Consider the following 22,906-nt stretch of genomic DNA (forward strand, 5'->3'; position numbering starts at 1 on the left):
GCGAGTTCTCATGCTGTCCGAGCAGGCCGTCCCCGTCGTCCGTGCCACTCTGCCCGCCGTCGGCGGGGCGCTCGACCTGATCACCGAGCGGTTCTACGGGCGTCTCTTCGCCGCCCATCCCGAGCTCCTGCGCGACGTGTTCAACCGGGGCAACCAGGCCGGCGGCGAGCAGCGGCAGGCGCTCGCGGGCTCCATAGCCGCGTTCGCCGTCGCCCTGGTCGAGAAGCCGGACACCCGCCCGGACGTGATGCTGTCGCGCATCGCGCACAAGCACGCCTCCCTCGGAGTCACGTCCGCGCAGTACAAGACGGTGCACGAGCACCTCTTCGCGGCGATCGTCGAGATCCTCGGCGAGGCGGTGACCCCCGAGGTCGCCCAGGCCTGGGACGAGGTCTACTGGCTGATGGCGAACGCGCTGATCGCGGTGGAGTCGCGGCTCTACCAGGAGGCCGGAGTGGCCGAGGGCCAGGTCTGGCGTTCGATGGAGATCGCCGAGCGGCGCGAGGAGACGGCCGACACGGTCTCCTTCGTCCTGCGTCACGCCGACGGGACCCCCACCTCCGCGTTCCGGCCGGGCCAGTACGTGAGCGTCCAGGTCCCCCTGCCCGACGGCGCCCGGCAGATCCGCCAGTACAGCCTCTCCACCGCTCCCGGACGCCCCCAGTGGCGGATCACCGTCAAGCGGGTGGACGGCGACCCGGCCGGAGAGGTCTCCTCCTGGCTGCACGCCCACGCGCGCGTGGGCGACACCCTGGAGGTCTCCGCCCCCTTCGGCGACCTCGTCCTGCCCGAGGGCGAGAGCCCGCTGCTGCTCGCCTCGGCGGGAATCGGCAGCACCCCGATGCTGGCGATGCTCGACCACCTGGCGGCCACCGGATCGACCCGGCCGGTCATGGTCCTCCACGCCGACCGCACCCCCGCGTCCCACGCGCACGCCGCCGAGCTGCGGCGCCTCGTGGACTCGCTGCCGCAGGGAACCCTGCACCTCTGGTACGAGGAGCCGGGCGACTCCGGAGCCCGAGCGGGCCGCGCGGACATCACCGCACTGGACCTGCCGGCCGGTGTCACCGCGTACCTGTGCGGGCCGCTGCCCTTCCTCCGCTCGGTCCGCGGCGACCTCGTCGGCCGGGGCGTCGCCGCCGCCGACATCCACTACGAGGTGTTCGGCCCCGACCTGTGGCTGGGCGCCGAGAACTGACCAAGTCTCACCCGAGCTCCTTCGATCCATAAGCTCCATGGCGCTCCTGGCACGGATACTGCATAGTGAGGTGCCATATCAGCCTCGCAATCAGCGGGTTCGCAGGGAATGGACGGAAGCGATGGGCTCGTTCGGATCAGCACGCGGCGGCCGGGACACGGGGCGGCCCGTGCGCGGGATCGCCCTCGACATCGGCAGCTCCAGGACCCGGGCCTGGGCTCCGGGGGCGGGCGTCTTCGCGGACGTGCCGAGTGGTCCGGTGCGGCGCGGTCGCGTGACCGACGCGGCCTCCCAGCTCCGCCTGCTCCGGCGCCTCGCCGCCTCCGCCCCGGGCGACGACGGGTACGAGACGGTCGTCATGCTGACTCATCCCGTTCTCGCCGCTCCCGAGGAGCGGGCGGCGGCACGACGGGTCGTGGACGAGCTCGGTCCGGCGCGGGTCATCGCCGTGGACAGCGCCCGCGCCGCGGCCGCCTACGCGGCTCCGCCCGGCGGCGGCCCGCTGCTGGTGGTCGACCTCGGGGCGCAGCTCACCGAGGTCACACTGGTCGTGGACGGCCTCGTCGAGGACGCCCGGCTGGCCGAGGTGGGCGTCGACGACCTGCCGGAGTCGGGCAGTGTGCCGGACGCGGTCGCCGGGACGGCCGCCGACATGGTGAGCGACCTGTGGCGGCACGACCCCACGGGCGCCGTACGCGGGGCGCTGCGCCGCGGGGTCCTGGTGACCGGCGGCGGCGCGCTGCGGCTCGACGTGACGGGCCGCCTCGCCCACCTCCTCCGCGCCCGCATCCGCCTGGCGAACGACCCGTCGACCAGCGTCGTCCGCGGCGCCGGCCTGATGCTCACCTCCGCCCTCCGCCACCCCGCCCGTCTCCCCGCACGGTGAGCGGGGTCGACCGCCGGGCGGAGCACCGAGGACCGGCCGAGGACGGGCGGAGTGCAGACGACGGGCGGAGGACGGACGAAAACGCCGCGGTGCGTGAAGTGAGGGGTGGGCGTGCCGGGGGTCAGCAGCCCATGGACCAGATGTGGGAGTCACCGCGGTCGTTGGCCGCGCCGTTGTAGCCGACCTCCTGGCCGGGGGCGAGACAGATGGTCATGCTGCCGCCCTGCCAGGCACTCTCGTAGACCTTGACGTGATCCTTGATGCCAGGTCCCGAGATGCCGTGGTTGGCCCAGGAGGAGTCGGTGTCGGAGATCCAGCTCTCCCACCAGCCGTCGTCGCCGCTCCAGTTGGCGCGCTGGCCACCGAAATTGGAGTCCTGCCAGACGCAGAACTCACCACTGGGGCATTCGGCCGCCACGGCGGAGGTGGCGAGGCCGAGGCCGGCGGTGGCGGCGAACAGGGCCGCGGCGGTGGTGACGAGAAGTCGCTTCACGAGAGGGTGGTGCCTTTCTTCGGGTGGGTGGGCGCGGGCAGTTCGACTGCCCGCCGCAGCGCGCGGTCGCGCAGCTGCCGGTACGTGGTGAGCTCGTCCCGGCGCAGGGCACGCACCGTGACCAGCTCGGCCGCCTCCAGCCGGGCGCGGACCTCGTCTAGTCCGCTCTCGCGGGAGCAGCGGGTGGCGACCGCCGGATCGGGACGGTCGGGGCGGGGGCTGCCCGGCGGGGTCACGCACCGGGTCCATCGGGCGAGTGCCGCGCGGTGGGTGGGGTCGGCGCGCATCCGGGCCTGGGCCTCGGCCCGCAGGTTGTCGACGACGACCTGAGCCCTGAACCAGCTGCGCTGGTCACCGTAGAGCCGCTGTCTGGCACCGGCGAGGCAGCCGTCCTCATGGGCGGTGACGGTGGCGCCCGTGGCAAGGGTGACGGAGAGTTCCCGGGGACCGGCGCCGAAGAGCGCCGCTTGGAGCGTCCGCTCCTCGTCCGGGGCGCGGGGCCTGGACGTCAGCGAGAGTCCCTGGCCGTTGAGGCAGTCCACGACGAGCCGGTGCTCGGCGGCCCTGAGGAGCGCGTCCTGAGCTGCCTTGCCGGAGGGAACGCCGGGCGCCCCGATCGCTTCGGGCCCGACGGCGGTGCAGCCGGACAGCAGAAGTGCGGCGGCCGCGGCCAGGAAGGCATCGCGGGTGCGGCGGGCGCGCGCGGCGGTACGGAGCACGGGGTCCCCCTTCGATCGTCCCTGGTGGGAGCGGCCGGCCAGTGATCGGCTCGGCGACTCGGGATGATCACTGCCCGAGTGCGGAGCCACCATGCCGGAGCTCACTCGAACGGGTCGAACGCGCCGGGGTGCGCGCCTCTCGGGCGCCGTCGCTGTGCCGTGCGGGAGAGTGACCGGAAACGACAGAGCCCCGGTTGGACGGGGGATTCCAACCGGGGCCGATCGCCGTGACGCGAAGGGCGGTCACCTCAGGGGGGGACCTTGGGGACCAGGCCCCTTCGCAGTCACATACGTATGAACGGTAAACCATCCCCGAATGTTCCAAGCGTGCCCACGTGGGCGGTGTGAGTCACCTCACCCGATTTCGGCAGGTCTTGTCAGTCCTTCTCGGGGCGGTAGACGGCGCCCGGCTCGGCCTTCCCGGGGGCGAGGAGCTCCGGCACGGTCACGAAGGTGAAGCCGCGCCGCTTGAGCTCGTCGATGATGGAGGGGACGGCCGGAACCGTGCCGTCGTAGATGTCGTGGAGCAGGATGATCCCGTCCTCGTGCGCCTGCTCCAGCACGCGCTGCCGTATGAGGGCGGAGTCGTTGGTGGAGTAGTCCTTGGCGGTGACGCTCCACAGGATCTGCGCGAGCCCGAGTTCCCGGCTGACGTCGGACACCGCCTCGTCGGTGCGGCCCTGCGGCGGGCGCATGAGGGTGGGCTTGCGGCCGGTGATCTTCTCGACGGCGTCCTGGGTGCGGGACAGCTCGTCGCGGACCTCCGCCTCGTCGAGATCGGTGAGGATCCGATGGGTCCAGGTGTGGTTGGCGACCTCGTGACCCTCGTCGGCTATTCGCTTGACCACCTTCGGGTAGCGGTTGACGTGCTTGCTGCCGAGCAGGAAGAAGGTCGCGGGGACCTGCTTCTCCTTGAGGGTGTCGAGGAGCCGCGGGGTGTCCTCGCCCGGCCCCGCGTCGAAGGTGAGCGCGATGCACTTGACCTTGTCGCAGTCGACGCGACGAGCCGTGGCGCCCGCCTTGTCGTCCGTCCCGCCCTCCCCTCGGGCGTCCTGCGGAGTGACGGTGTCGACTCCGCAGCCGCCGAGCGTCAGCATCAGCGACGCCGCGGCAAGCAGGACCGTGGCCTTCCCCCCGCGTCGGCCCAGCCTGAATCGGAACATGGTGGAACCCGCTTTCCCCGGAAATGTCTTCGGTTCGGCCGGAAATCGCCTGGTCAGGGCGGCACTCACGGCCGACGAAGCACACTACACACGGTGTATACCGGGGATGCGGGCGGGGTCTTCCAGACAGCTGGGCCTTCAGACAGGCGGGTCGTTCAGGCAGGCGTGTCTTTCAAGGCAAGTGGGTCTTACGCGCAGGTGGGTGTTCCGGGCAGGCGGGTCCTACGGGGCACACGTGAACCCCGGACGGCGCCCGTCCGCTCCGTCCGGGGAGTTCACGCCTCCGGCTCAGCGCGAGGCGAGCAGCAGTCGGGCCTCGGTCTCCTGGTCACCGGAGACGGACTGCAGGGACTGGATGTCGAAGCCGACGGCCAGCACCTTCTCGACCTCGTCGACGGCGTGGTAGCCACCGCTGAGCGTGGCGCCGACCGGAGAGGTCAGATGGGTGGGCCGCACCTCCTGGTGGCGTCCGCCGGCCGTGTCGAAGGTGGCCGTCCAGACGGTGGGGGAAGGTCCCGTGGTCGCCTGGGGGCTCGGGGTCTCCATGTCCTCCAGCTGATAGACACCGTCGAGCACGCCGAAGACGGCCTGCGCGTCCTCCCGGCTGCAGTCATTGAGCTGCACGGTCACGTCGGTGTCGATGTGCAAGTCGTACACGTCGCTCATCTCCTCGCGGCCCGCCGGTCGCTGGTGGCACCCCACGCACGTCGTACCGGCGCTCGTCGTGCCACGTCTCCAGCATCCCTCGTGGAGCGTCGTCCCGCGAGGTCCGTCGCCGTCCGCTCAGCGACGCCCGACGATCCCCTCGACGGTGTCGGCCTCGGCGGCCGACTTGTCGGGACGGTGGCGCAGGACGCGGGCGAAGCGGAGGGTGACACCCGCCGGGTAGCGCGTCGATCTCTGCAGTCCGTCGTAGGCGATCTCGACGACGAGTTCGGGCCGCACCCGCACGGTGAACCCGTCGTCCTCCACGGCGAGTTCCCCGAGCCGCTCGGTCTGCCAGCGCAGCATGTCGTCGGTGAGTCCCTTGAAGGTCTTGCCGAGCATGGCGAAACCGCCGTCCGCGGTACGTGCGCCGAGATGCAGGTTGGAGAGGAGCCCGGTCCTGCGCCCGTGGCCCCGCTCCACAGCGAGGACGACGAGGTCGACGGTGTGGACGGGCTTCACCTTCAGCCAGGTGCGTCCCCTGCGGCCGGCCACGTACGGCGCGTCCAACGCCTTGACCAGGACGCCTTCGTGCCCACGGGCCAGCGTGTCGGCGTAGAACCGCTCGGCTGCCTCGACCTGCGCAGGGTCGGCGGGATCGGTCACGATGAGGCGCCGGACCCGATGGGACTCGGGGAGCAGCCGGGCGAGGACCTCGTGCCGGTCACGCCCCGGCCGGTCGATCAGGCCCTCGCCGTCGACCGCGAGGACGTCGAAGAACACGGGTGTGAGGGGAAGGGTGGCGTGCGCACCGGCCACATCGGCGCGTGAGCCGACCCGGGAGGCAATGGACTGGAAGGACACCGGCCGTCCGGTGCCGGGGTCGAGCGCGATCACCTCGCCGTCCAGGATGAAGGCGTCGCCCGCCACGGCGCGGGCGGTCGCGACCACTTCGGGAATCCGGTCGGTGATCTCGTCGAGTGACCGGGTGTGGACGCGGACGTCGTCGCCGCGCCGGTGGACCTGGATGCGGATGCCGTCGAGTTTCTCCTCGACGACACAGGGCCCGAGGGCGGTGATCGCCTCGGTGACGGAACCGGCAGTGTGCGCCAGCATGGGCTGTACGGGGTTGCCGACCCGCAGGGTGAACCGGTCGAGCGCGGTCGCGCCCTCGGCCAGCACCGCCTGCGCGACCGGGGGCAGCGAGCCTTCGAGCATCACGGCCCGCCGCAGCTCCGCGGCGGGCACGGTGGCGGCCTGGGCAACGCCTTCCAGGGCGATGGCGTCGAGGGCTCCCTGGCGCACCTCCCCGGTGAGCAGCCGCAGCAGGAGCTGTTGTTCGTCGTCGGTGGCGGCGGCGAAGAGGGCGTGGACGAGCCGGGTCCGCTCTGCGCGAGCGCCGGCTCCGGAAACCGCCGCGAGCTCCGTCATCGCCTCGTCGACGCGCCCGAGCGTGAGGCCCGGCCGCTCGGCGGGCGGCACCGCGGGCGGAGCCACCTCCTTGAGGACGCTCCAGCCGACCCCGATCCGGCCCTGCGGAAGCCGGCCCGAGAGATACGCGATGACGAGGGGACTCTCCTGGGGCTCGGCCTCCACGAACAGCTCGGCGAGCAGGCCGATCTTGCGCGAGCGCGCGGAGGCGGCGGCGACCTCCCGGGACACCGCGGCGACACGGGCAAGCAGCATGGGGCCATCCTCCCCACACCCCGCCCACGCCGCACGCCGACACTGTCAGGGCCAGGACACCGGGCGTCGCCGTCCGCCGGACCGTCCGCCGTCGGCCACCCTCCTGCGCCGCAGCCGGTCAAGCAGCCTGGTGCGACCCGGACGGCCCGGTGGACGATCGGGCACCGCCGGCCGCCCCGCCGACAACGGTGGTGGTGTCGGAACCGAAGGCGGTGTCGGCAGCGCCGGTGGCACGGGAAGCGAAAGCGGTGTCGGCAGCGCCAGTGGCGTCGAGGGCTGAGGCGGCGGCGGAACCGCCTGCCGACCCCACGACACCGCGGCGCCCAGCGGCACCACCTCCGCGGGACGCTCGGAAGGCACGCGCGGGGCGGTCGGCACGGACGGTACGGGGGCCATGGTCAGCACCGGCGGTCGGGGCAGCGGCCCGGGGACCCTCACGCCGGACCGTCCCCCGGCCCATCCCGAGTCCCCGGGATACGGCGCCGGCTGCTCGCCGCGCGCCTCGTCCAGGGCCAGAGCCAGGCTCATCCGGTGCCAGAGGATCTCGTCCGGGTCGTCGGCCCGTGTGAGCCGCTCGGCGATGTCCCGCGCCGGCGCCTGCAGCGGCATTCCCGGAGGGGGCGGCGGACGCAGCCGGTCGAGGTGGGTGCGCTCGTACGGGTCGTCGACGACCTCGGCCACCTGGACCGGGTCGAGCAGCGAGGCGATGGCGGCGGCCCGCGCCCAAGGGTCCTCCGTCGCCCGGAGCAGCACTCCGAGCCGCCGCGCCCGCCAGTTCCTCGGCCGCAGGTCCTCTTGCGCGGCGAGGCGCTCGCGCAGTTCCATGGGCAGTCGCCCGGTGAGCAGCGCGGGGCAGGTGAGGCCGAACTCGGCGACCTCTTCCGCGAGATACGTCCACACCACCGCCCGGTAGCGGTTCAGGGAGAACCGGACGGGGCTGAGGTAGCCCGCCCGGGCCAGCCGGGTGAAGCGCTCCGGCGTGATCTCCAGGAGCGCCGTCGCCTCCCCGGTGCCGATCGCGTGCACCCGTTCACGCAGGCCGGCGGGAAAGTCGGGCGCGGCCCTGAGGCGGTCGAGCTCGCACCGCTCGACCCGCCGCCGTCCACCCTCTCCCACCGGCACCGTCCTCACCAGGCCGAGCTGGACCGCGAGCCGGAACTCGTCGCGCCCCAGTTCCAGTTCCTGCGCGGCCCGTCCCGGTGTCACCGTGCGCGCCCCTTCGTCCACCGTCATCCCGTGGCCCTCCCCCGTACGTCCGTGTTCTCTCGGTGTCGTGGATCGCTCCGACCCACCACCGAAAACGTAACGCAGAGTGACGAACCTCGCACGACCTGTGGACAACTGCCTGTGGACAACACCTCAGCACGACAGACCGACGGACAAGCGGACAAGCGGACAAGCGGACAAGCGGACAGCCCGACAGCCCGACAGCCCGACAGCCCGAGCGTCGACAACCGGAACGTCGACAGCCGGAACGTCAGAGCAGGCCGCCGCCCGGGAGCCCCGGCTGCCGGGCTGCCACACCGAGGTGCTCGCCGACGCGGTTGACCAGCAGCGTCATCTCGTACGCCACCTGACCCACATCCGCTTCCGCCGCGCTCAGGACGCACAGGCAGCTGCCCTCGCCCGCCGCCGTCACGAAGAGCAGCGCCTCGTCGAACTCGACCATCGTCTGCCGTGCCCTGCCCGCCCTGAAGTGCCGGCCCGAGCCCCGGGCCAGGCTGTGCAGGCCCGACGAGACGGCTGCCAGGTGCTCGGCGTCCTCACGTGCGAGTCCACTGCTCGCGCCCGTCACCAGGCCGTCGTTCGACAGCACGAGCGCGTGCCGTATGAATCCGACCCGCTGAGTCAGGTCGTCGAGAAGCCAGTCCAGTCCCTTGTCCAACGCCATCAGTGGTCCTCCCCCTGGGTGGTGCGTCCCGTCGACCGGGATTCCCGTCGTCTCGGGGCCGCAGTGGTCCGCCGTATCGCCGCAAGCCTTACGCACTGTCGTGAACAGGGCAAGCACTGCACCACGCCCGCGCGTGCCGCAGGATGGGGGCATGACGAGGATGACCGACGATCAGTGGCGGACCTTCGTGTCCGAGGGAACCCGTACCGGCAAGCTTGCGACCGTCCGCGACGACGGCAGTCCGCACGTCGTACCGGTCTGGTTCCTTCTCGACGGGGACGAGTTCGTGTTCAACACGGGCAAGGACACGGTGAAGGGACGCAACCTCGCCCGCGACGGACGCGTCTCCCTGTGCGTCGACGACGACACCCCGCCCTTCGCCTTCGTCTCGCTCAGCGGACACGCCGAACTCAGCGAGAACACGGCGGAGTTGCGGCACTGGGCCGGTCGCATCGGCGCCCGCTACATGGGCGAGGACCGGGCGGACGAGTTCGGGGAGCGCAATGCGGTCCCGGGCGAACTCCTCGTCCGGGTACGCATCCACAAGGTGGTCGCCCAGGCCGGCGTGGCCGACTAGGGGGTGTCCCGCCCGGGTCGCGGAGGCCGCCGCGCCGAGGCGACCACCGGGCTCAGCCGACCGTGTCGAGGAGCCGGGCGGTGTGCATCCGTCCGGCGTACTCGACCAGGCGGATGAGCACTTCCTTCCCGGAGTCGCGGTCGCGCGCGTCGCACAGCACGACGGGCGTGCCCCGGTCCAGGTCGAGCGCGCGGGACACGTCGGCAGCTCCGTACGTACGCGCGCCCGTGAAGCAGTTGACGGCGACGACGAACGGGATCTTCCGGTGCTCGAAGTAGTCGACCGCCGGGAAGCAGTCCTCGAGTCGCCGTGTGTCGGCGAGGACGACCGCCCCCAGCGCGCCCTGTGACAGCTCGTCCCACAGGAACCAGAACCTGTCCTGGCCGGGTGTCCCGAAGAGGTAGAGGGAGAGCCCGGAGCGGATGGTGATGCGGCCGAAGTCCATGGCGACGGTCGTGGTGGTCTTCTGGTCGACTCCCCCGGTGTCGTCGACCGACTCCCCCGCACGGCTGAGCTGTTCCTCGGTGCGGAGCGGCCGGATCTCGCTGACCGCGCCGACGAGGGTGGTCTTGCCCACGCCGAATCCACCGGCGACCAGGATCTTCAGGGCGAGGGCGGTGGTGTCCGCGCCGTCGTCCGCGCCGGTGCTCTCAGAGCGCTCGTAGGCCATCGATTACTTCCCTCAGGATTCTTTCGTCGGGGAGCTGTGCGGGGGGTACGGGCCGGCTGACGCGCACGAAGCCCGATTCGAGGAGGTCCCCGAGGAGGACCCGGACGACACCGACGGGCAGGTCCGCGTCGGCGGAGAGTTCGGCCACCGACTGGGTCTCGGCCCTGCACAGGGCGAGCAGGGACCGGTGCTCGGGTCCGAGGAGGGACTCCTCGGCCGGTCCGGGAGGGTCGTCGTCCACGACGACGAGGGCGATGAGGTCGAACCGTACGTTGCTGGGCCCGGGCTTGGTCCGGCCACCCGTCATCGCGTACGGGCGTACGAGCGGTCCGGCGTCGGCGTCGTACCACTGACTGCCCGGCACGGGCGGGCCGCCGCCGGTGCTGTCCTCGTTCATGGCTGTCTCCGGGTCAGCCGGCGGCCGGCGGGGTCACCGTGAGCCGCGGCGGGGTGTGCAGGTGCTCGCCGACGCGCTTGACGAGGCGGGCCATCTCGTAGGCGATGAGGCCGATGTCGGCGCTCACCGAGCTGAGGACGGCGAGGCAGGATCCGTCCCCCGCCGCGGCGACGAAGAGGAAGCCGTCGTCCATCTCGACCATGGTCTGGCGGACGCCGCCCGTGTGGAACTGGCGACCCGCGCCCTTGGCGAGGCTGTTGAAGCCGGAGGCGATGGCGGCCAGATGTTCGGCGTCCTCCCGGCTGAGTCCGTTGGAGGCCCCGACGGCGAGTCCGTCGTTGGAGAGCACGACGGTGTGGCGGACTTCCCGGACCCGCATGACGAGGTCGTCGAGGAGCCAGTCGAGTTCACCGGACCGGTGGTGAGAGATCCTCTCGTGGTCGATCATGCCTGGTCTCCTTCGGGGCGGGGGTCGTCGAGGGGGGTCGTGCCGTGGCCCGGGGTGTGTCCGGTGCCGGTGCCGAGGGGGCGTCTGCTGCCCGGGGCCGCGCCGCCGCCGCGCTGCCAGCCGTCCCGGTAGGCCGCCATCCGGTCGCGTACCACCTCCGGGGTGCGGGCGTCCGTTTCCGGCGCGGCCGGCACGAAGACGGGTGCGGCGGCGGGCGCCTCGCGCAGCTGCGGGACGAGGTTCGCCTGCCGTACGCGACGGGGCAGTTCACCCTCCGGGTCGTCGCCGCGTCCGGCAGAACCCGCGTGGCCTGCGGGCGTGCCGGGCTGCTGTTCCCGTGCCGTCGGCGGTACGGAGGGACCGCGGCGGCGCAGTTCGGTGACCCCGGCGGGCGGAGGCCCGGCCTGCGGCGACGGCGCGAGCGCGGGGACGGCGGTCGGACGCGGCAGGGGCTGCGGCCGTGAGGACGGTGCGGCCTGCGGCGGGAGCGGCGGCCGTGCGCCACCCGCCTCCTTGGGCAGGACTCCCGGCCGCGCGCCGGTCGGCGGCTGCGGAGCGGTCCGGCGGGGCGCCGGAACGGGCCCGGCGGGGGCTCCTCCACCGATGGCGGGGGCGGGCGGACCGGCCTGCGCCGGGGCGCGGGACACCTGGGGGCGGCCGAAGCGGCGCGCCTCGGCGCGATGCGCCTCCTCCCGCTCTCGTGCGGCGCGCCCGTCGTCCGTCCGCCGGTCGGCGCCGAGGCGGTCGGCGCTGAAGCCGTCGGGGCCGAACCGGTCGCCCGTCACCTGCTCGTCGCGGCTCTGTCGGTGGTCCGCGCCCGGCTCTCCCCCGCCGGCGGCCGGCATCCGGGGATCGCGCACCTGGGGCGTTCCCGTGTGGGGCGTGTCGGTTCCGTTGCCGGTCGCCGGGGTGCCGCGGCCGGGTGGCAGTGCGCCCTGGAGGAGGTCGGTCGGAAGCAGCACGACGGCCGTGGTGCCGCCGTACGGGGAGGTCCGCAGCTGGACCTTGATGTCGTGGCGGGAGGAGAGCCGGCTGACCACGAAGAGGCCGAGGCGGTCGCTGTCGAAGAGGTCGAGGGCCTCGGACTGGGCGATGCGTGCGTTGGCCTCGGCGAGGGTGTCCTTGCCCATGCCGAGTCCGCGGTCCTCGATCTCCAGGGCGTAGCCGTTGCCGACGGGTTCGCCGCTGACGCGGACCTTGGTGTGGGGCGGGGAGAACTGGGCGGCGTTCTCGATGAGTTCGGCGAGGAGGTGGGTGAGGTCGGCGACGGCGCCGCCCACCACGGCCGTCTCGGGGAGCCGGCGCACCTCCACGCGCGCGTAGTCCTCGATCTCGGAGACGGCGGCGCGGACGACGTTGGTGAGGGGGACGGGCATCCGCCAGGCGCGGCCGGGAGCGGCACCCGAGAGGATGATGAGGCTCTCGGCGTGGCGGCGCATCCGGGTGGTGAGGTGGTCGAGCCGGAAGAGGTCGCCGAGTTCGTTGGGGTCGTCGGCTCGCCGCTCCATGCTGTCGAGGAGGTTGAGCTGGCGGTGGACGAGGACCTGGCTGCGGCGGGCGAGGTTGACGAAGACGCCGGAGATGCCGCTGGCGAGTTCGGCGCGTTCGACGGCGGCGGAGAGGGCCGCGCGGTGGACGGTGGTGAGGGCCTCGCCGACCTGACCGATCTCGTCCTGGGAGACGGGTCCCGGCGGGGCCTCGGCCTGGACGTCGATCTCCTCTCCGGCGCGCAGCCGGCGCATGGCGGCGGGGAGTTTGCCGCGTGCGATGCCGAGGGCGGTGTTGCGGAGGCTGACGAGTTCGACGACGAGGCCGCGGCCGATCCGTACGGAGATGACGAGTGAGGCGGCGACGGCCGCGAGGCCGAGAACGACCGCCGCGCCGCCCGCGGTGAGCACACCGCCCGCGAAGGGGTCGGCTCTGTCGGCCGCGACGGTGCGCGCGTCGGTCTCGATCGCGGTGAGGCCGCTCCGTACGGCGGCGAGGGTGTCGTCCCAGTCCGCGGAGGTGACCGCCTGGGCGGCGGGGCGGCCGGGGTCGGCCGCGAGGATCCGGCCCTCCGCCCGGGTGAGCCTCGTGTGGTCTCCGCCGGCGGCGAGCCGGGCCCACGCGGCGCGTTCGGCGGCGGGCAGGTCGGCGGTGGCCGAGGCGGTGAGGGTACGCCGGGTCTCGACGGCGCCGGCGAAGGCGCGGAGCCGGTCCGAGGCGAACCGGCCGTCGAGATGGGCGGCGGTGAGGAGGGCGTCCTCGCGGGACAGCATCTCGCCGGCCCGACCGAATTCCAGGAGTACGCGCGCGTCGGATCCCTGTCGGGTGTCCTGGATGCCGGTGAGCGCACCGCCGACGGCGAAGGCGGCGGAGACCGCCGCGGTGTACTCCTCGTACACCTGGTTCCCGTCGGCCCGTCCGTCGGTGGCGGCGGTACGGAGCCTGGCGAGGCCCGCGACCTTGCCGACGAACACGGTCACCCGCTCCCCGACGTCCCCGGGCAGGTCTCCGGCGTCGCCGACGGTGTGCGTGTCGTTCAGCCGGAGCCGGTCGACGGCCTCGTCCGTGCGGCGTATCCGGTCCTTGAGCTCGGCGACCCGGGTGGCGCCTGGTGCCGCGATCTGCCGTACGGCAGCGCGCCGTTCGGCCTGGAGGGCGGCGACGGCGGCCGTGACGGGTTCACGGATCTCGGCGTCGACGCGCTGGAGCTGACGGAGCCGGGCGACGTCCTGCGCCGTGGTGACGGTGGCGAATCCCCACAGCGCGAGGAGCGAGACGACCGGGACCATCAGGAGCGAGACGATCTTGGCGCGGACGGTACGGGGGCGCAGGCCGCCACGCGGCGGGCGGAAGGGACCCGCCTCGGCGGCGGGAGGAGCGGGCGGCGCGTGGGTGGCGGCCGTGCGTGCGGTGGTCGGGAAGGCCTCGGGGGTGGGCTCCCCCGGCTCGTCGGCGGGCGGCCCGGCGTGTGCGCGCCGCCCGCGCGCGGCCGCCGACGGCGGCGCCGACGCCTCGGCGTCGTTGGTTCTGCGGGGAGTTCGCATGGCCTCCTCGTTCCGGCTGCGACGGTGTCTGGTGCGGTGGGTCCCGCGAGCGGGTTGGAGCACGGGGGCGGGTCAGTTCATGGGCGTACGGACGGCCCGGGCGGTGCGGAAGCCGGGAGGTGCGACGTCCACCGCGCGCTCGTCCGGCTCGGTGAGGCGCCCGGCCGAGGCGTACGCGGCCCGTTCCCTGGCCGTGGGGGAAAGGGCGACGAAGGCGGAGGTGATGAAGAGGTACGAGCCGAGGCCGACGGCGAGCGGGAAGATGAACTGCATGACCGTGGCCCCGGGCAGGGTCGCGGAGGAGGGGACCACATCCACCCGCACCGCGAACATGCCCGTGTAGTGCATGCTGCTGACGGCCGCGCCCATCACGAGCGAGGCGACGGCCACGGCGGCGGGCGAGTGGATGTTGAGGGCCGCCCAGAGGGCGGCGGTGGCGGCGACGACGGCGATGAGCACGGAGAGGCCGACGAGCAGGGGGTCGAACCGGACCTCGCCGTGGAGTCGGAGGGCCGCCATGCCCATGTAGTGCATGCTCGCCACGCCGATGCCCGTGGTGAGCCCGCCGATCAGGAGTGAGCGGACCCTGTCGCGTCCGTAGCCGACGGCGAACACGCCGAGGCCGACGACGGCCATCGCGACGACCAGGCTGAGAATGGTGAGCGGAACGTCGTAGCGGATGTCGGTGCCGGTCACACCGAAGCCGAGCATCGCCACGAAGTGCATCGTCCAGATGCCGGTGCCGATCGCGGAGGCCGCCGTGAGCAGCCAGTTCCGCCGCGAGCGGCCGGTCGCGTCGAGCGCTCGCACGGTGCAGCGCAGCCCGAGGGCGGCGCCGACGCAGGCCATCGCGTACGACAGTGCAGGTGTCAGCCAGCCGAAGGTGGCGTGGTCCAGGTGTCCCATGGCTCCCGGACGCTAGTGCGCATCAGGGGGCGCACCAGGGGCGCATTTCGAAAGCTGATGGAATATGACAGAGAGATGATCCCGAACGATCGCACCGGGCTCGAACGTGCACACAGAACATGCGCACAAAATGTTCACACAGAACGTTCACCCCTCCGGGTACGGAATCATGAGCGCATGAGCGATGACCCCACACACGTCCGAGAGTTCTTCGGCGCTCGCGCCGCCGACTGGGACAGCCGGTTCCCCGACGACGGCCCCGCGTACGCGGCCGCGGTGAACGAGCTCGGACTGCGCCCGGGCGACGCGGTGCTCGACGCCGGCTGCGGGACCGGGCGGGCACTGCCGCCGCTCCGCGCCGCCGTCGGCCCCTCCGGAACCGTACTCGGCGCCGATCTCACCCCCGAGATGCTCGAACGGGCCGTCGCCGCCGGGCGCGGCGGCACGGACGACACCGCGACGCTGCTGCTCGCCGACGTCGGACGCCTGCCGGTGGGAGACGGCTCCCTCGACGCCGTCTTCGGCGCGGGGCTCATCTCGCACCTCGCGGAACCAGTGGCCGACCTGCGTGAACTCGCCCGGGCCGTACGGCCCGGCGGCCGGCTCGCCCTCTTCCACCCGATCGGCCGGGCCGCGCTCGCGGCCCGGCACGGCCGGCAGATCACCCCGGACGACCTGCGCGCCGAGCCCCGGCTTCGCCTCGTACTCGCCGAAGCGGGCTGGCGGCTCGTCAGTTACGTCGACGAGGACACGCGCTTTCTGGCCATGGCCGTCCGCGAGAGCTGATCCAGGAAACCCCGTCGGGGTCGCCGCCGCGGTCGCGGCTCGGACGCGGCTGGCACTGACGCGGGCGCGTTAGCGATAGCGGTCGCGGACCAGGCCGGATCCCCCGCACGGATGTGGCAGAGTCGGGGCGGGGTCGACGGTCTGACGCCGCGGGACGCATCACATCCCACCGGGTGGCCGTATCGGGGTGAGGGGGCTGCGGGTGGCACGGGTGGTCGACGATCGGTTCGAGCTGGTGGCGCGGCTCGGCGGGGGCGGCATGGGGACCGTGTGGAGAGCACGGGACCTGGCACTCCACCGTGAGGTCGCCCTCAAGGAGGTCCGCCCGCCCGACCCGGCGCTGGCCGAGTACGACCCCGAGGGCGCCCGGGAGCTCCGCATCCGGGTTCTGCGGGAGGCCCGGGCACTCGCCCGCGTGGCGCACCCCCAGGTGGTGACCATCCATCACATCGTCGACGGCGGCGAAGGCACCTACCCGTGGCTCGTCATGGAACTGGTCGCCGGCGGCTCGCTCCAGGACCGGCTCGACCGGGGCGACCTCACCGCCGGCGAGGCTGCCACCCTGGGACGCGGGATCCTGGCGGGCCTACGCGCCGCCCACGCAGCAGGCATCCAGCACCGGGACATCAAGCCCGCGAACATCCTGCTGCGGCCCGACGGACAGCCCGTGCTCACGGACTTCGGCATCGCGGCGATCCACGGGGCCACCGCCCTCACCGCCGCCGGCTCGATCATCGGCACGCCCGACTACATGGCGCCCGAGCGCGTCGCCGGCGAGGAGGGCGGGCCGCCCGCCGACCTGTGGTCGCTGGCGATGACGCTGTACGTCGCGGTCGAGGGTCACCATCCCCTGCGCCGGGCCAACACGCTCGCCACGCTCGCGGCCGTCCTCGGCGAGGACGTGCCGCCGCCTCGGCGTGCGGGACCGCTGACGCGGGTCCTGACGGGCGTGCTGATACGGAACCCGGCGGCGCGTCCCGAAGGCGCAGTGCTCGACCGGATGCTGGCCGAGGTCGAAACGGAGACGGCAGCAGAAGCTCAAGCTCCACGTGAGGCCGAGACTTCGGTCGCGGCCGGGGGTGGTGGACACCGCGCCGTCGACGCCGAGCCGAAGGACGCGGTACCGGCGGGCGCCGGTTCGGCCGGGACACACGCGCCGACGCCGCCGGCGGAGATCCGACCCGACTCGGGCGCACAGGGATCGGCGCAGCCCACCGCACTCCCGCAGGGCGTCGGCGCACGGGGAACGACGGCCTCCCCGTCGGTCCCACCGTCCGGCCCCGGCGTCGACGTCGCCGCTGCCGACACCGCCACGGCCTTCCGTCTCGCGCCCCCGGCTCCCGCCTCAGCACCGCCCGCCCCACCTGCACCGCCGCCCCAGCCGCCCACGACGTCCACGACGCGGAAGCGGCTCCGCGGGACCTATGCCGCGGCGGCCGGGGCCGCCGTCGTGCTGAGCGGTGTGCTCGTCTGGAACCTCCTTCCCCTCGGCGGGGAGAAGTCCGACGGCGAGGGGAACCGCACCGCGGGCAAGCCCAGCGGCCAGGGCTCTCCCTCGTCCTCCTCGTCCTCGTCTTCATCGCCGTCCACGCCGTCCACGGGTGCGTCTGCGGCGAACCCGTCCGGCGGCGCCGACACACTCACCGTCGGGATCAAGTTCGACCAGCCCGGTCTCGGCTTCAAGAACCCGGACGGCACATACGCGGGCCTCGACGTGGACGTGGCGACCTACATCGCCTCGGGACTCGGCTACCGCCCCTCCGACATCCTGTGGAAGGAGGTGCGGAGTTCCACCCGCGAGTCCCTCCTCTCCGGGGGCGACGTCGACCTCGTCGTGGCCACGTACACGATGAATTCCCTACGGGACAAGAAGGTCGACTTCGTCGGTCCCTACTTCATGGCCCATCAGGACGTCCTGCTCGCCGCGGACAACACCTTCGTCAAGAGCCGGACGGATCTCAACGGCCTGAAGGTCTGCACGGCCACGGGCTCCAGCACCGCGCTCCTGATCCGGACGAATCTCGCCCCTCAGGCGCAGGTCGTGACCCACGACAGCTATGCGCGCTGCATCAGCGACCTCGCCTCGGGTGCCGTCGACGCCGTCACCACCGACGACACGCTGCTCGCCGGTTACGCCCAGCAGGACGCGTACAAGGGCCGTTTCAGAATCGCCGGCTTCCGCATCACCGACGAGCCCTACGCCATCGGTGTTCCGGAGGGCGGCGACCGCGAGGGCACCATCCAGCGGGTTCTCCAGAAGATGATCGACGACGGTTCCTGGAAGAAGGCCGTCGAGAAGAACCTCCCGCTCCTGCGGACGGCCACGCCGCCGGTCCAGCAGTGGTCCTCCAGCGAAGGACCCTCCTAGCCGCGGCCAACGCACCCTTCTTTCCCGGCACTTCACTGACTACCGTGGATGTACCGGGCAGTCGTGCCCGGGAAAGGCGGTGGGGCGTGGCACGGGTACCCGAAAGACTGCGCAGACTCCTTCCCTCCGCCCGGCGGGCACCCGAGGCCGCCGCGCCGGCGTCACCGCGCCCCCGGCAGGGGCACAACCTGTTCGAGGCGGCGGCCGAGTACGTGGCCGCGTGCGCCGAGGACGACCCGGCACGGGCGGAGGAGGCGGCCAGCCGGGTATCCCCCGGCATGCTGTCGTTCGGGGTCAACGAACTGGCCTGCCGGGCCCTGCTCACCCTCGCCCGGGAACGGAACCAGTCGCCGAGCACCGTGGCCCGCTCGCTGCTCGGACTGCGGGCGGACCCGGCGAGGCCACCGGCGGGTGACGCGTAGGGCCCGCCGCCCACAGCGGGGGCACGAGCGCGGGCGGCGGCTTCGCATCCGTCGGCGATGCAGGTCACGGCGCCGAGCTATGGACAGGCCTCCCTACTCACTGGTTAAGGTGCGCCGACAACCAGATGGGGAGGCATGCGTGGCTGGGACGGACCCGATCGCCGAGGCCGAGGCCGTCGGCGATGCCGACGCGCTGTTTGTGCTGACCGCGGCACTGCTGACGCCCGCGCGTTTCCCGAGCGTGCTCGGTGACGACTACCCGGCTGCCTGCGCGGCGCTGGGGCTTGAGCCGTACACGGACGGGTACGGGCTCGTGTTCGGCCAGGACGGGCTCGGCGCACGCTGGACGGTCGTCGTCGACGACGTGTCGCTCGTCGCGGTGGCCATCTCCTCCTGGGACTGCGGTATGGCCTACGACCTCTCCCCCGACGAACGCTCGGTGGTCGCCGGGCTGCCGGGCTGGCCTCTCGACCTGGTCGCCCGCGCCCCCGGCGTACCGGCCCCGCACGACCCGGAGCCGGAAGAGGGCGATTCCGCCCCGCTGACGCCGCCCTCCGGCGACGCCTGGGGACCGGCCCAGCGGCGCCTCGGCGCCGACGAGGTGGCACTCCAATGGGCGGACTGGCGGAGCCAGGTGGAGGACGGCGCTCCGGCCGGGGAACGGACGGGCGCCTCGCCCGACACGCCGGCCTCGCCCCACACCGGCGCCTCGCCCAAGACCAGCGCCTCGCCCGCGGCGGCCTCCTCCGAAGCGGCGCCTTCGCCCGAAACGGCCTCTTCCCCCGAGACCGACGCCGCGTCCAACAGCGCGGCCGCAGCCAAGACCCCCGCCTCGTCCAGGACGTCTGCCTGGTTCGAACCGGCCTCCCGCTCCAAGGTTGCGCCGTCCGCGGTCGTCGCACCCGAACCTTCCCCCGACGTCGCCCCCGAACCGGCCCTCGACACCGACCCGTCCCCCGACACCGTCTCCGACCCGTACGCCGGAGTCCGCAGGGCCCTGGACCAGGCGCTCCGCTACCTGGAGGAGCCGCCGCCGGTCGGGCGCGTGCGGTCCGACGCCGGCACGGACGAGGGCGTGCGGACACTGCGGGCGGACGGCCCCGGCTGGTCGCTGGTGGCCCGGACGGACGACATGGCCTTCGTCCTGCTCGACGAGCTGCCGGGCGAGGTGCTGCCGGTGGCCCGGGGGCCGCGGCTGCCGGCGATCCTCGAAGGACTCGACGCGATCGCCGTACGCCCCTCCTGAGCGGCCTCGGCGTGACGTCCCCTGGGGGGTGTCACGCCACTCCACACGGAACGACGGCCCGAGGTGTGGTCCGGGACCATGGCCCGGGGGTCGGGGTGCGCCGCAGGATGTGGCGCCGCACCCCTTCCCGCCGTCCCCTCGGAGGCCCACCATGCGCCTGTTCCCAGGCGTCCCCCTGCTCACCGCGCTGCTGACCGCCGTCACGGTCCTGGCCCCCGCGAGTCCCGCCGGGGCGGAGGGGCGGGCCACCGCGCACTGCGCGCGGCAGGACCGACTGCGCGTTCCCGGCGCCGAGCACCAGCAGTCCGCCTGCCTGGCCGATCTGACGACCGCCGGGCTCGCGGGCACGCAGTACACCGACACGGCGGACCAGGCCGGGCTCGCCGCCCGGGGGACCCGTAACCCCTCGGGCGTGCCCGGGGTCCAGATCGACGGCTACTTCCCCGACGACTCGCGCCTCAACGCCACCCACGGCTGGGCGCACGACGCGCAGTTCGTCATCCGGCTGCCCGACCACTGGAACGGCGGGCTCGTCGTCACCGGCGCGCCGGGCACCCGGCGGCAGTACTCCACGGACGCGCTCATCTCCGACCAGGTTCTGGCCAGGGGCTTCGCCTACGCCGCCACCGACAAGGGCAACACGGGACCGGACTTCTTCACCGACGGACGGGGTCCGGGCGACGCGGTCGCCGAGTGGAACCGCCGGGTGACCGAGCTGACGCGGGCTGCCAAGAAGGCCGTGCGGCAGCGTTACGGCCGGGCGCCGGAGCGCACGTACATGACGGGCATCTCCAACGGCGGCTATCTGACGCGCTGGCAGTTGGAGAACCGGCCCGAGCTGTACGACGGCGGGGTCGACTGGGAGGGCGTGCTGTGGACCGCGCGTGGCCCCAACCTCCTGACGAGCCTGCCCCTGACGGTGGCCCGGTCGCTCGGGCAGGCCACCGACGAGGATCTGATCGGGGCGGGCTTCGCACCCGGCTCGCGCTTCCTGTGGCCGTACCACGAGAAGGCGTACTGGGGGCTGACGCAGAAGATCTTCCGGGCCGAGTTCGATCCCTCGTACGATCCGGCCTGCCCCGGCTCCACCGCCGGCGGGACCGTGGAGCAGATCTTCGCGCCCTGCGCCTCGGACGCCTCGTACGACTACGTCTCCCGCCCGGCGTCCGTCCACCGCGCGGTGGCGAAGGTCGCGCTCACCGGGCGGATCGGCAGGCCGCTCATCACGCTCCACGGCGACCTGGACACCTTGCTGCCCATCGCCACGGACTCGGATGTGTACACGGGGATGATCGACGCGCGGGGCCGGGGCGGGCTGCACCGGTACTACACGGTGCAGGACGGGACGCACACCGACGGCCTCTACGACACGTATCCGGACCGTCTGCGTCCGATCCTGCCGTGCTACCGCTCCGCGTTCGAGGCGCTGACCCGCTGGGTCGAGGACGGTACGGCTCCGCCGGCGGACCGCACCATCGCGAGGCCCGCGAGCGGTGACGTGGTCAACTCCTGCGCCCTGGAGGAGTGAGCCGGGGCCCCTGGCCGCTCTGGAGGAGTGAGCCGGGCGCCCTGGCGGGCCCACGGGGCTCGGTCAGACCCTTTCCAGCGGGCGATGCGGGCCCTCCGGCAGCTCGGCGCGGATCGGGTCGCCGGGCCGCACCTCCCCGCCGGTCAGGACGATGCCCATGATCCCGGCCTTGCGCACGACGTCTCCGTTCTCGTCGCGGCCGAGCACCTGCTTGAGCAGTCCGTGCTGGAAGTTGTCGATCTGGGCGCACGGGTTGCGCAGTCCGGTGACCTCGACGACGGCGTCCGCACCGAGGTGCAGGCGGGTGCCGGTGGGCAGGCCGAGGAGGTCGATCCCCCGGGTGGTGACGTTCTCGCCGAGGTCGCCGGGAGCGACCTCGAAGCCGGATCCGGCGACGTCGTCGAAGAGCTCCGCGTGGATGAGGTGGACCTGACGCAGATTCGGCCGGGTCGGGTCCTGGGCGACGCGTGACCGGTGCTTGACGGTCACGCCCGCGTGGACGTCGCCCTCCACACCGAGTCCGGCGAGGAGGGTGATGCCCTCCCTGTTGGGCTTGGTGAACGAGTACGTGCCGTTGCTGCTGACCGTGGTGACCGTGCCGCCGCTCATGACGAGGAGCTCCCCTTCTCCGATCTTCGGAGGCCGGAGCACCGACCGCCGAACCGATGATCACACCAGGTGTGACCTGCCCCGACCCTACTCGGACCACTCGGACCGCAGCGGCGCGCCCACCTCGTGCAGATGGCCGAGGGCCTGACGGTACGAGTCCACGAAACCGGTCTCCGTGTACGGGACGCCCAGGGCCGCGCAGTGGGCCCGGACGGCGGGCTGGGCGAGGCGCAGGTTCGGGCGCGGCATGCTCGGGAAGAGGTGGTGCTCGACCTGGTAGTTGAGGCCGCCGAGGAACCAGTCGGTCAGGGCGCCGCCCCGGATGTTGCGGGAGGTGAGCACCTGGCGCCTCAGATGCCCCCAGCTGTCGCCGTCCGCGTGCTCGTCGGGGCGCTCCATGCCCTTGTGGTTGGGGGCGAAGGCCATGCCCAGGTGTACGCCGAGCAGCATCTGGTGGACGAGGGCGAAGACCAGCGCCTGGGCCGGGGTGAGGAGGGTGAGGAGCAGGGCCGTGTAGCCCGCGAAGTGGGCGAGGAGCAGCGCGCCTTCGACGAGCCGCTCGCGGCGGGTACGGCAGGGCCCGTCCTCGGCCAGCAGGGCCTGGACCCCGTACACCTTGAGTGCGATGCCCTCCAGGGTCGTCAGCGGGAAGAACAGCCACGCTTGGTGACGGGTGAGGAAACCGCGCAGCCCCGTACGGCCGGCCGTCTGATGCTCGGCGAAGACGAGGATGTCGGCCGCGACGTCCGGGTCCTTGTCGAGGTGGTTGGGGTGGGCGTGGTGGCGGTTGTGCTTGTCGTTCCACCACTCCCGGCTCATGCCGAGGAGGAGGTTGGCGTGCACGAGCTGGAGGATCCGGCTGACCTTGCGGTTGGCGGTGATCTGGGCGTGGCCGGCGTCGTGGCCGACGAACGCGGCCCGGGCGGACAGCAGCGCGAGGGGTACGGCGAGCAGCAGTGCCCACCAGGAGGGGCCGATCAGGGCGAGCCCTGCCACGACGGCGGCGATGCCGAGGAGGTTGACGGCGATTCCGCGGGCGTACCAGCCGGGGCGGTGTTCGAGGAGGCCCTGTGACCTGACCGTCCGCAGGAGCGGGGTGAACTCGCTGCCGCCCCTGGCACGGGCGGGCGCCGCTGTGGGTGCGGCGGCGGCCGGGGGCAGGACGGTGGCCTGGGACATGGCGGGCTCCGGTTTCTGTCGGTCGGGGTGCGGCGGCGACTCGGTCGGTGGCGATGA

Annotated in this window: 22 protein-coding genes; 8 read left to right on the top strand and 14 right to left on the bottom strand. The window is 73.0% G+C overall.

Going from position 1 to position 22,906, the window contains the following annotated elements; all coding sequences use genetic code 11:
* The first annotated feature begins 10 nt into the window (after positions 1-10).
* Together OG259_RS01690 and OG259_RS01695 are read left to right on the top strand one after the other, a co-directional pair.
* Complete coding sequence (locus OG259_RS01690) at positions 11-1,198, top strand: globin domain-containing protein (protein ID WP_328940529.1); 1,188 nt, start codon at positions 11-13, stop codon at positions 1,196-1,198.
* 121 nt (positions 1,199-1,319) lie between these two features.
* A complete protein-coding gene (locus tag OG259_RS01695) occupies positions 1,320-2,084 on the top strand; it encodes a rod shape-determining protein (RefSeq protein WP_443051896.1) in 765 nt (254 codons plus the stop codon).
* A gap of 121 nt (positions 2,085-2,205) precedes the next feature.
* Here the strand turns inward: OG259_RS01695 and OG259_RS01700 are convergent, their stop codons facing one another.
* The 7 genes from OG259_RS01700 to OG259_RS01730 form a co-directional block, all read right to left on the bottom strand.
* The gene (locus OG259_RS01700) at positions 2,206-2,577 is read right to left on the bottom strand and encodes a peptidase inhibitor family I36 protein (protein WP_266900361.1); all 372 of its coding nucleotides are present in this window, start codon (positions 2,575-2,577) and stop codon (positions 2,206-2,208) included.
* A complete protein-coding gene (locus tag OG259_RS01705; RefSeq protein ID WP_328940531.1) occupies positions 2,574-3,296 on the bottom strand; it encodes a hypothetical protein in 723 nt (240 codons plus the stop codon). Before OG259_RS01705 ends, OG259_RS01700 begins: the two co-directional genes overlap by 4 nt.
* Positions 3,297-3,673: 377 nt before the next feature.
* The gene (locus tag OG259_RS01710) at positions 3,674-4,459 is read right to left on the bottom strand and encodes a polysaccharide deacetylase family protein (protein WP_328940532.1); all 786 of its coding nucleotides are present in this window, start codon (positions 4,457-4,459) and stop codon (positions 3,674-3,676) included.
* A 288-nt stretch (positions 4,460-4,747) separates the two neighbouring features.
* Positions 4,748-5,125 (bottom strand): hypothetical protein, encoded by a 378-nt coding sequence (locus OG259_RS01715; protein WP_266900355.1) that lies wholly within the window; start codon positions 5,123-5,125, stop codon positions 4,748-4,750.
* A gap of 117 nt (positions 5,126-5,242) precedes the next feature.
* Positions 5,243-6,790, bottom strand: a complete 1,548-nt coding sequence (locus OG259_RS01720; protein WP_328940533.1) for an ATP-dependent DNA ligase — start codon at positions 6,788-6,790, stop codon at positions 5,243-5,245.
* A gap of 45 nt (positions 6,791-6,835) precedes the next feature.
* On the bottom strand, positions 6,836-8,023 hold the full coding sequence (locus tag OG259_RS01725; protein ID WP_328940534.1) for a DUF6397 family protein: 1,188 nt from the start codon (positions 8,021-8,023) through the stop codon (positions 6,836-6,838).
* Positions 8,024-8,267: 244 nt separating this feature from the next.
* Positions 8,268-8,681 (bottom strand): roadblock/LC7 domain-containing protein, encoded by a 414-nt coding sequence (locus OG259_RS01730; RefSeq protein ID WP_328940535.1) that lies wholly within the window; start codon positions 8,679-8,681, stop codon positions 8,268-8,270.
* Positions 8,682-8,832: 151 nt separating this feature from the next.
* Between OG259_RS01730 and OG259_RS01735 the strand changes: the two genes are divergently transcribed.
* On the top strand, positions 8,833-9,258 hold the full coding sequence (locus tag OG259_RS01735; protein WP_328940536.1) for a PPOX class F420-dependent oxidoreductase: 426 nt from the start codon (positions 8,833-8,835) through the stop codon (positions 9,256-9,258).
* A 52-nt stretch (positions 9,259-9,310) separates the two neighbouring features.
* Here OG259_RS01735 and OG259_RS01740 read toward each other — a convergent pair whose 3' ends face one another.
* The 5 genes from OG259_RS01740 to OG259_RS01760 all read right to left on the bottom strand — a co-directional run bounded on the left by OG259_RS01740 (position 9,311) and on the right by OG259_RS01760 (position 14,711).
* A complete protein-coding gene (locus tag OG259_RS01740) occupies positions 9,311-9,928 on the bottom strand; it encodes a GTP-binding protein (protein ID WP_055603501.1) in 618 nt (205 codons plus the stop codon).
* Positions 9,909-10,325 (bottom strand): DUF742 domain-containing protein, encoded by a 417-nt coding sequence (locus tag OG259_RS01745; RefSeq protein ID WP_328940537.1) that lies wholly within the window; start codon positions 10,323-10,325, stop codon positions 9,909-9,911. Before OG259_RS01745 ends, OG259_RS01740 begins: the two co-directional genes overlap by 20 nt.
* 13 nt (positions 10,326-10,338) lie before the next feature.
* On the bottom strand, positions 10,339-10,773 hold the full coding sequence (locus tag OG259_RS01750; protein WP_030316903.1) for a roadblock/LC7 domain-containing protein: 435 nt from the start codon (positions 10,771-10,773) through the stop codon (positions 10,339-10,341).
* Positions 10,770-13,805, bottom strand: a complete 3,036-nt coding sequence (locus tag OG259_RS01755; protein WP_328940538.1) for a sensor histidine kinase — start codon at positions 13,803-13,805, stop codon at positions 10,770-10,772. The genes OG259_RS01750 and OG259_RS01755 overlap by 4 nt, the downstream gene beginning before the upstream one ends.
* Positions 13,806-13,877: 72 nt before the next feature.
* Entirely contained in the window at positions 13,878-14,711 is an 834-nt protein-coding gene (locus OG259_RS01760) for an MHYT domain-containing protein (protein ID WP_328940539.1), read from the bottom strand.
* 177 nt (positions 14,712-14,888) lie between these two features.
* Between OG259_RS01760 and OG259_RS01765 the strand changes: the two genes are divergently transcribed.
* The 5 genes from OG259_RS01765 (at position 14,889) to OG259_RS01785 (ending at position 21,061) form a co-directional block, all read left to right on the top strand.
* Positions 14,889-15,497, top strand: coding sequence for a class I SAM-dependent methyltransferase (locus tag OG259_RS01765; RefSeq protein ID WP_328940540.1), 609 nt, complete (start codon positions 14,889-14,891; stop codon positions 15,495-15,497).
* 259 nt (positions 15,498-15,756) lie between these two features.
* Entirely contained in the window at positions 15,757-17,865 is a 2,109-nt protein-coding gene (locus OG259_RS01770; RefSeq protein WP_443052109.1) for a protein kinase domain-containing protein, read from the top strand.
* An 86-nt stretch (positions 17,866-17,951) separates the two neighbouring features.
* The gene (locus OG259_RS01775; protein ID WP_328940541.1) at positions 17,952-18,287 is read left to right on the top strand and encodes a hypothetical protein; all 336 of its coding nucleotides are present in this window, start codon (positions 17,952-17,954) and stop codon (positions 18,285-18,287) included.
* A 139-nt stretch (positions 18,288-18,426) separates the two neighbouring features.
* Entirely contained in the window at positions 18,427-19,533 is a 1,107-nt protein-coding gene (locus OG259_RS01780; protein WP_328940542.1) for a hypothetical protein, read from the top strand.
* A 151-nt stretch (positions 19,534-19,684) separates the two neighbouring features.
* Positions 19,685-21,061: a tannase/feruloyl esterase family alpha/beta hydrolase gene (locus OG259_RS01785; RefSeq protein ID WP_328940543.1), complete on the top strand. Its 1,377-nt coding sequence runs from the start codon at positions 19,685-19,687 to the stop codon at positions 21,059-21,061.
* 63 nt (positions 21,062-21,124) lie between these two features.
* Here OG259_RS01785 and OG259_RS01790 read toward each other — a convergent pair whose 3' ends face one another.
* Together OG259_RS01790 and OG259_RS01795 are read right to left on the bottom strand one after the other, a co-directional pair.
* A complete protein-coding gene (locus tag OG259_RS01790; RefSeq protein ID WP_328940544.1) occupies positions 21,125-21,670 on the bottom strand; it encodes an MOSC domain-containing protein in 546 nt (181 codons plus the stop codon).
* Positions 21,671-21,757: 87 nt separating this feature from the next.
* Positions 21,758-22,849, bottom strand: coding sequence for a fatty acid desaturase family protein (locus tag OG259_RS01795; RefSeq protein WP_328940545.1), 1,092 nt, complete (start codon positions 22,847-22,849; stop codon positions 21,758-21,760).
* Positions 22,850-22,906: the final 57 nt, after the last annotated feature.

It is taken from the genome of Streptomyces sp. NBC_00250 (assembly GCF_036192275.1).
Lineage (GTDB): Bacteria > Actinomycetota > Actinomycetes > Streptomycetales > Streptomycetaceae > Streptomyces.

Coding starts and splice junctions, on each gene's coding strand:
- OG259_RS01735 (WP_328940536.1), top strand. CDS start 8,833: ATGACGAGGATGACCGACGATCAGTGGCGGACCTTCGTGTCCGAGGGA.
- OG259_RS01750 (WP_030316903.1), bottom strand. CDS start 10,773: ATGATCGACCACGAGAGGATCTCTCACCACCGGTCCGGTGAACTCGAC.
- OG259_RS01770 (WP_443052109.1), top strand. CDS start 15,757: ATGGGGACCGTGTGGAGAGCACGGGACCTGGCACTCCACCGTGAGGTC.
- OG259_RS01760 (WP_328940539.1), bottom strand. CDS start 14,711: ATGGGACACCTGGACCACGCCACCTTCGGCTGGCTGACACCTGCACTG.
- OG259_RS01795 (WP_328940545.1), bottom strand. CDS start 22,849: ATGTCCCAGGCCACCGTCCTGCCCCCGGCCGCCGCCGCACCCACAGCG.
- OG259_RS01745 (WP_328940537.1), bottom strand. CDS start 10,325: ATGAACGAGGACAGCACCGGCGGCGGCCCGCCCGTGCCGGGCAGTCAG.
- OG259_RS01710 (WP_328940532.1), bottom strand. CDS start 4,459: ATGTTCCGATTCAGGCTGGGCCGACGCGGGGGGAAGGCCACGGTCCTG.
- OG259_RS01790 (WP_328940544.1), bottom strand. CDS start 21,670: ATGAGCGGCGGCACGGTCACCACGGTCAGCAGCAACGGCACGTACTCG.
- OG259_RS01765 (WP_328940540.1), top strand. CDS start 14,889: ATGAGCGATGACCCCACACACGTCCGAGAGTTCTTCGGCGCTCGCGCC.
- OG259_RS01755 (WP_328940538.1), bottom strand. CDS start 13,805: ATGCGAACTCCCCGCAGAACCAACGACGCCGAGGCGTCGGCGCCGCCG.
- OG259_RS01785 (WP_328940543.1), top strand. CDS start 19,685: ATGCGCCTGTTCCCAGGCGTCCCCCTGCTCACCGCGCTGCTGACCGCC.
- OG259_RS01740 (WP_055603501.1), bottom strand. CDS start 9,928: ATGGCCTACGAGCGCTCTGAGAGCACCGGCGCGGACGACGGCGCGGAC.
- OG259_RS01715 (WP_266900355.1), bottom strand. CDS start 5,125: ATGAGCGACGTGTACGACTTGCACATCGACACCGACGTGACCGTGCAG.
- OG259_RS01730 (WP_328940535.1), bottom strand. CDS start 8,681: ATGGCGTTGGACAAGGGACTGGACTGGCTTCTCGACGACCTGACTCAG.
- OG259_RS01690 (WP_328940529.1), top strand. CDS start 11: ATGCTGTCCGAGCAGGCCGTCCCCGTCGTCCGTGCCACTCTGCCCGCC.
- OG259_RS01720 (WP_328940533.1), bottom strand. CDS start 6,790: ATGCTGCTTGCCCGTGTCGCCGCGGTGTCCCGGGAGGTCGCCGCCGCC.
- OG259_RS01725 (WP_328940534.1), bottom strand. CDS start 8,023: ATGACGGTGGACGAAGGGGCGCGCACGGTGACACCGGGACGGGCCGCG.
- OG259_RS01695 (WP_443051896.1), top strand. CDS start 1,320: ATGGGCTCGTTCGGATCAGCACGCGGCGGCCGGGACACGGGGCGGCCC.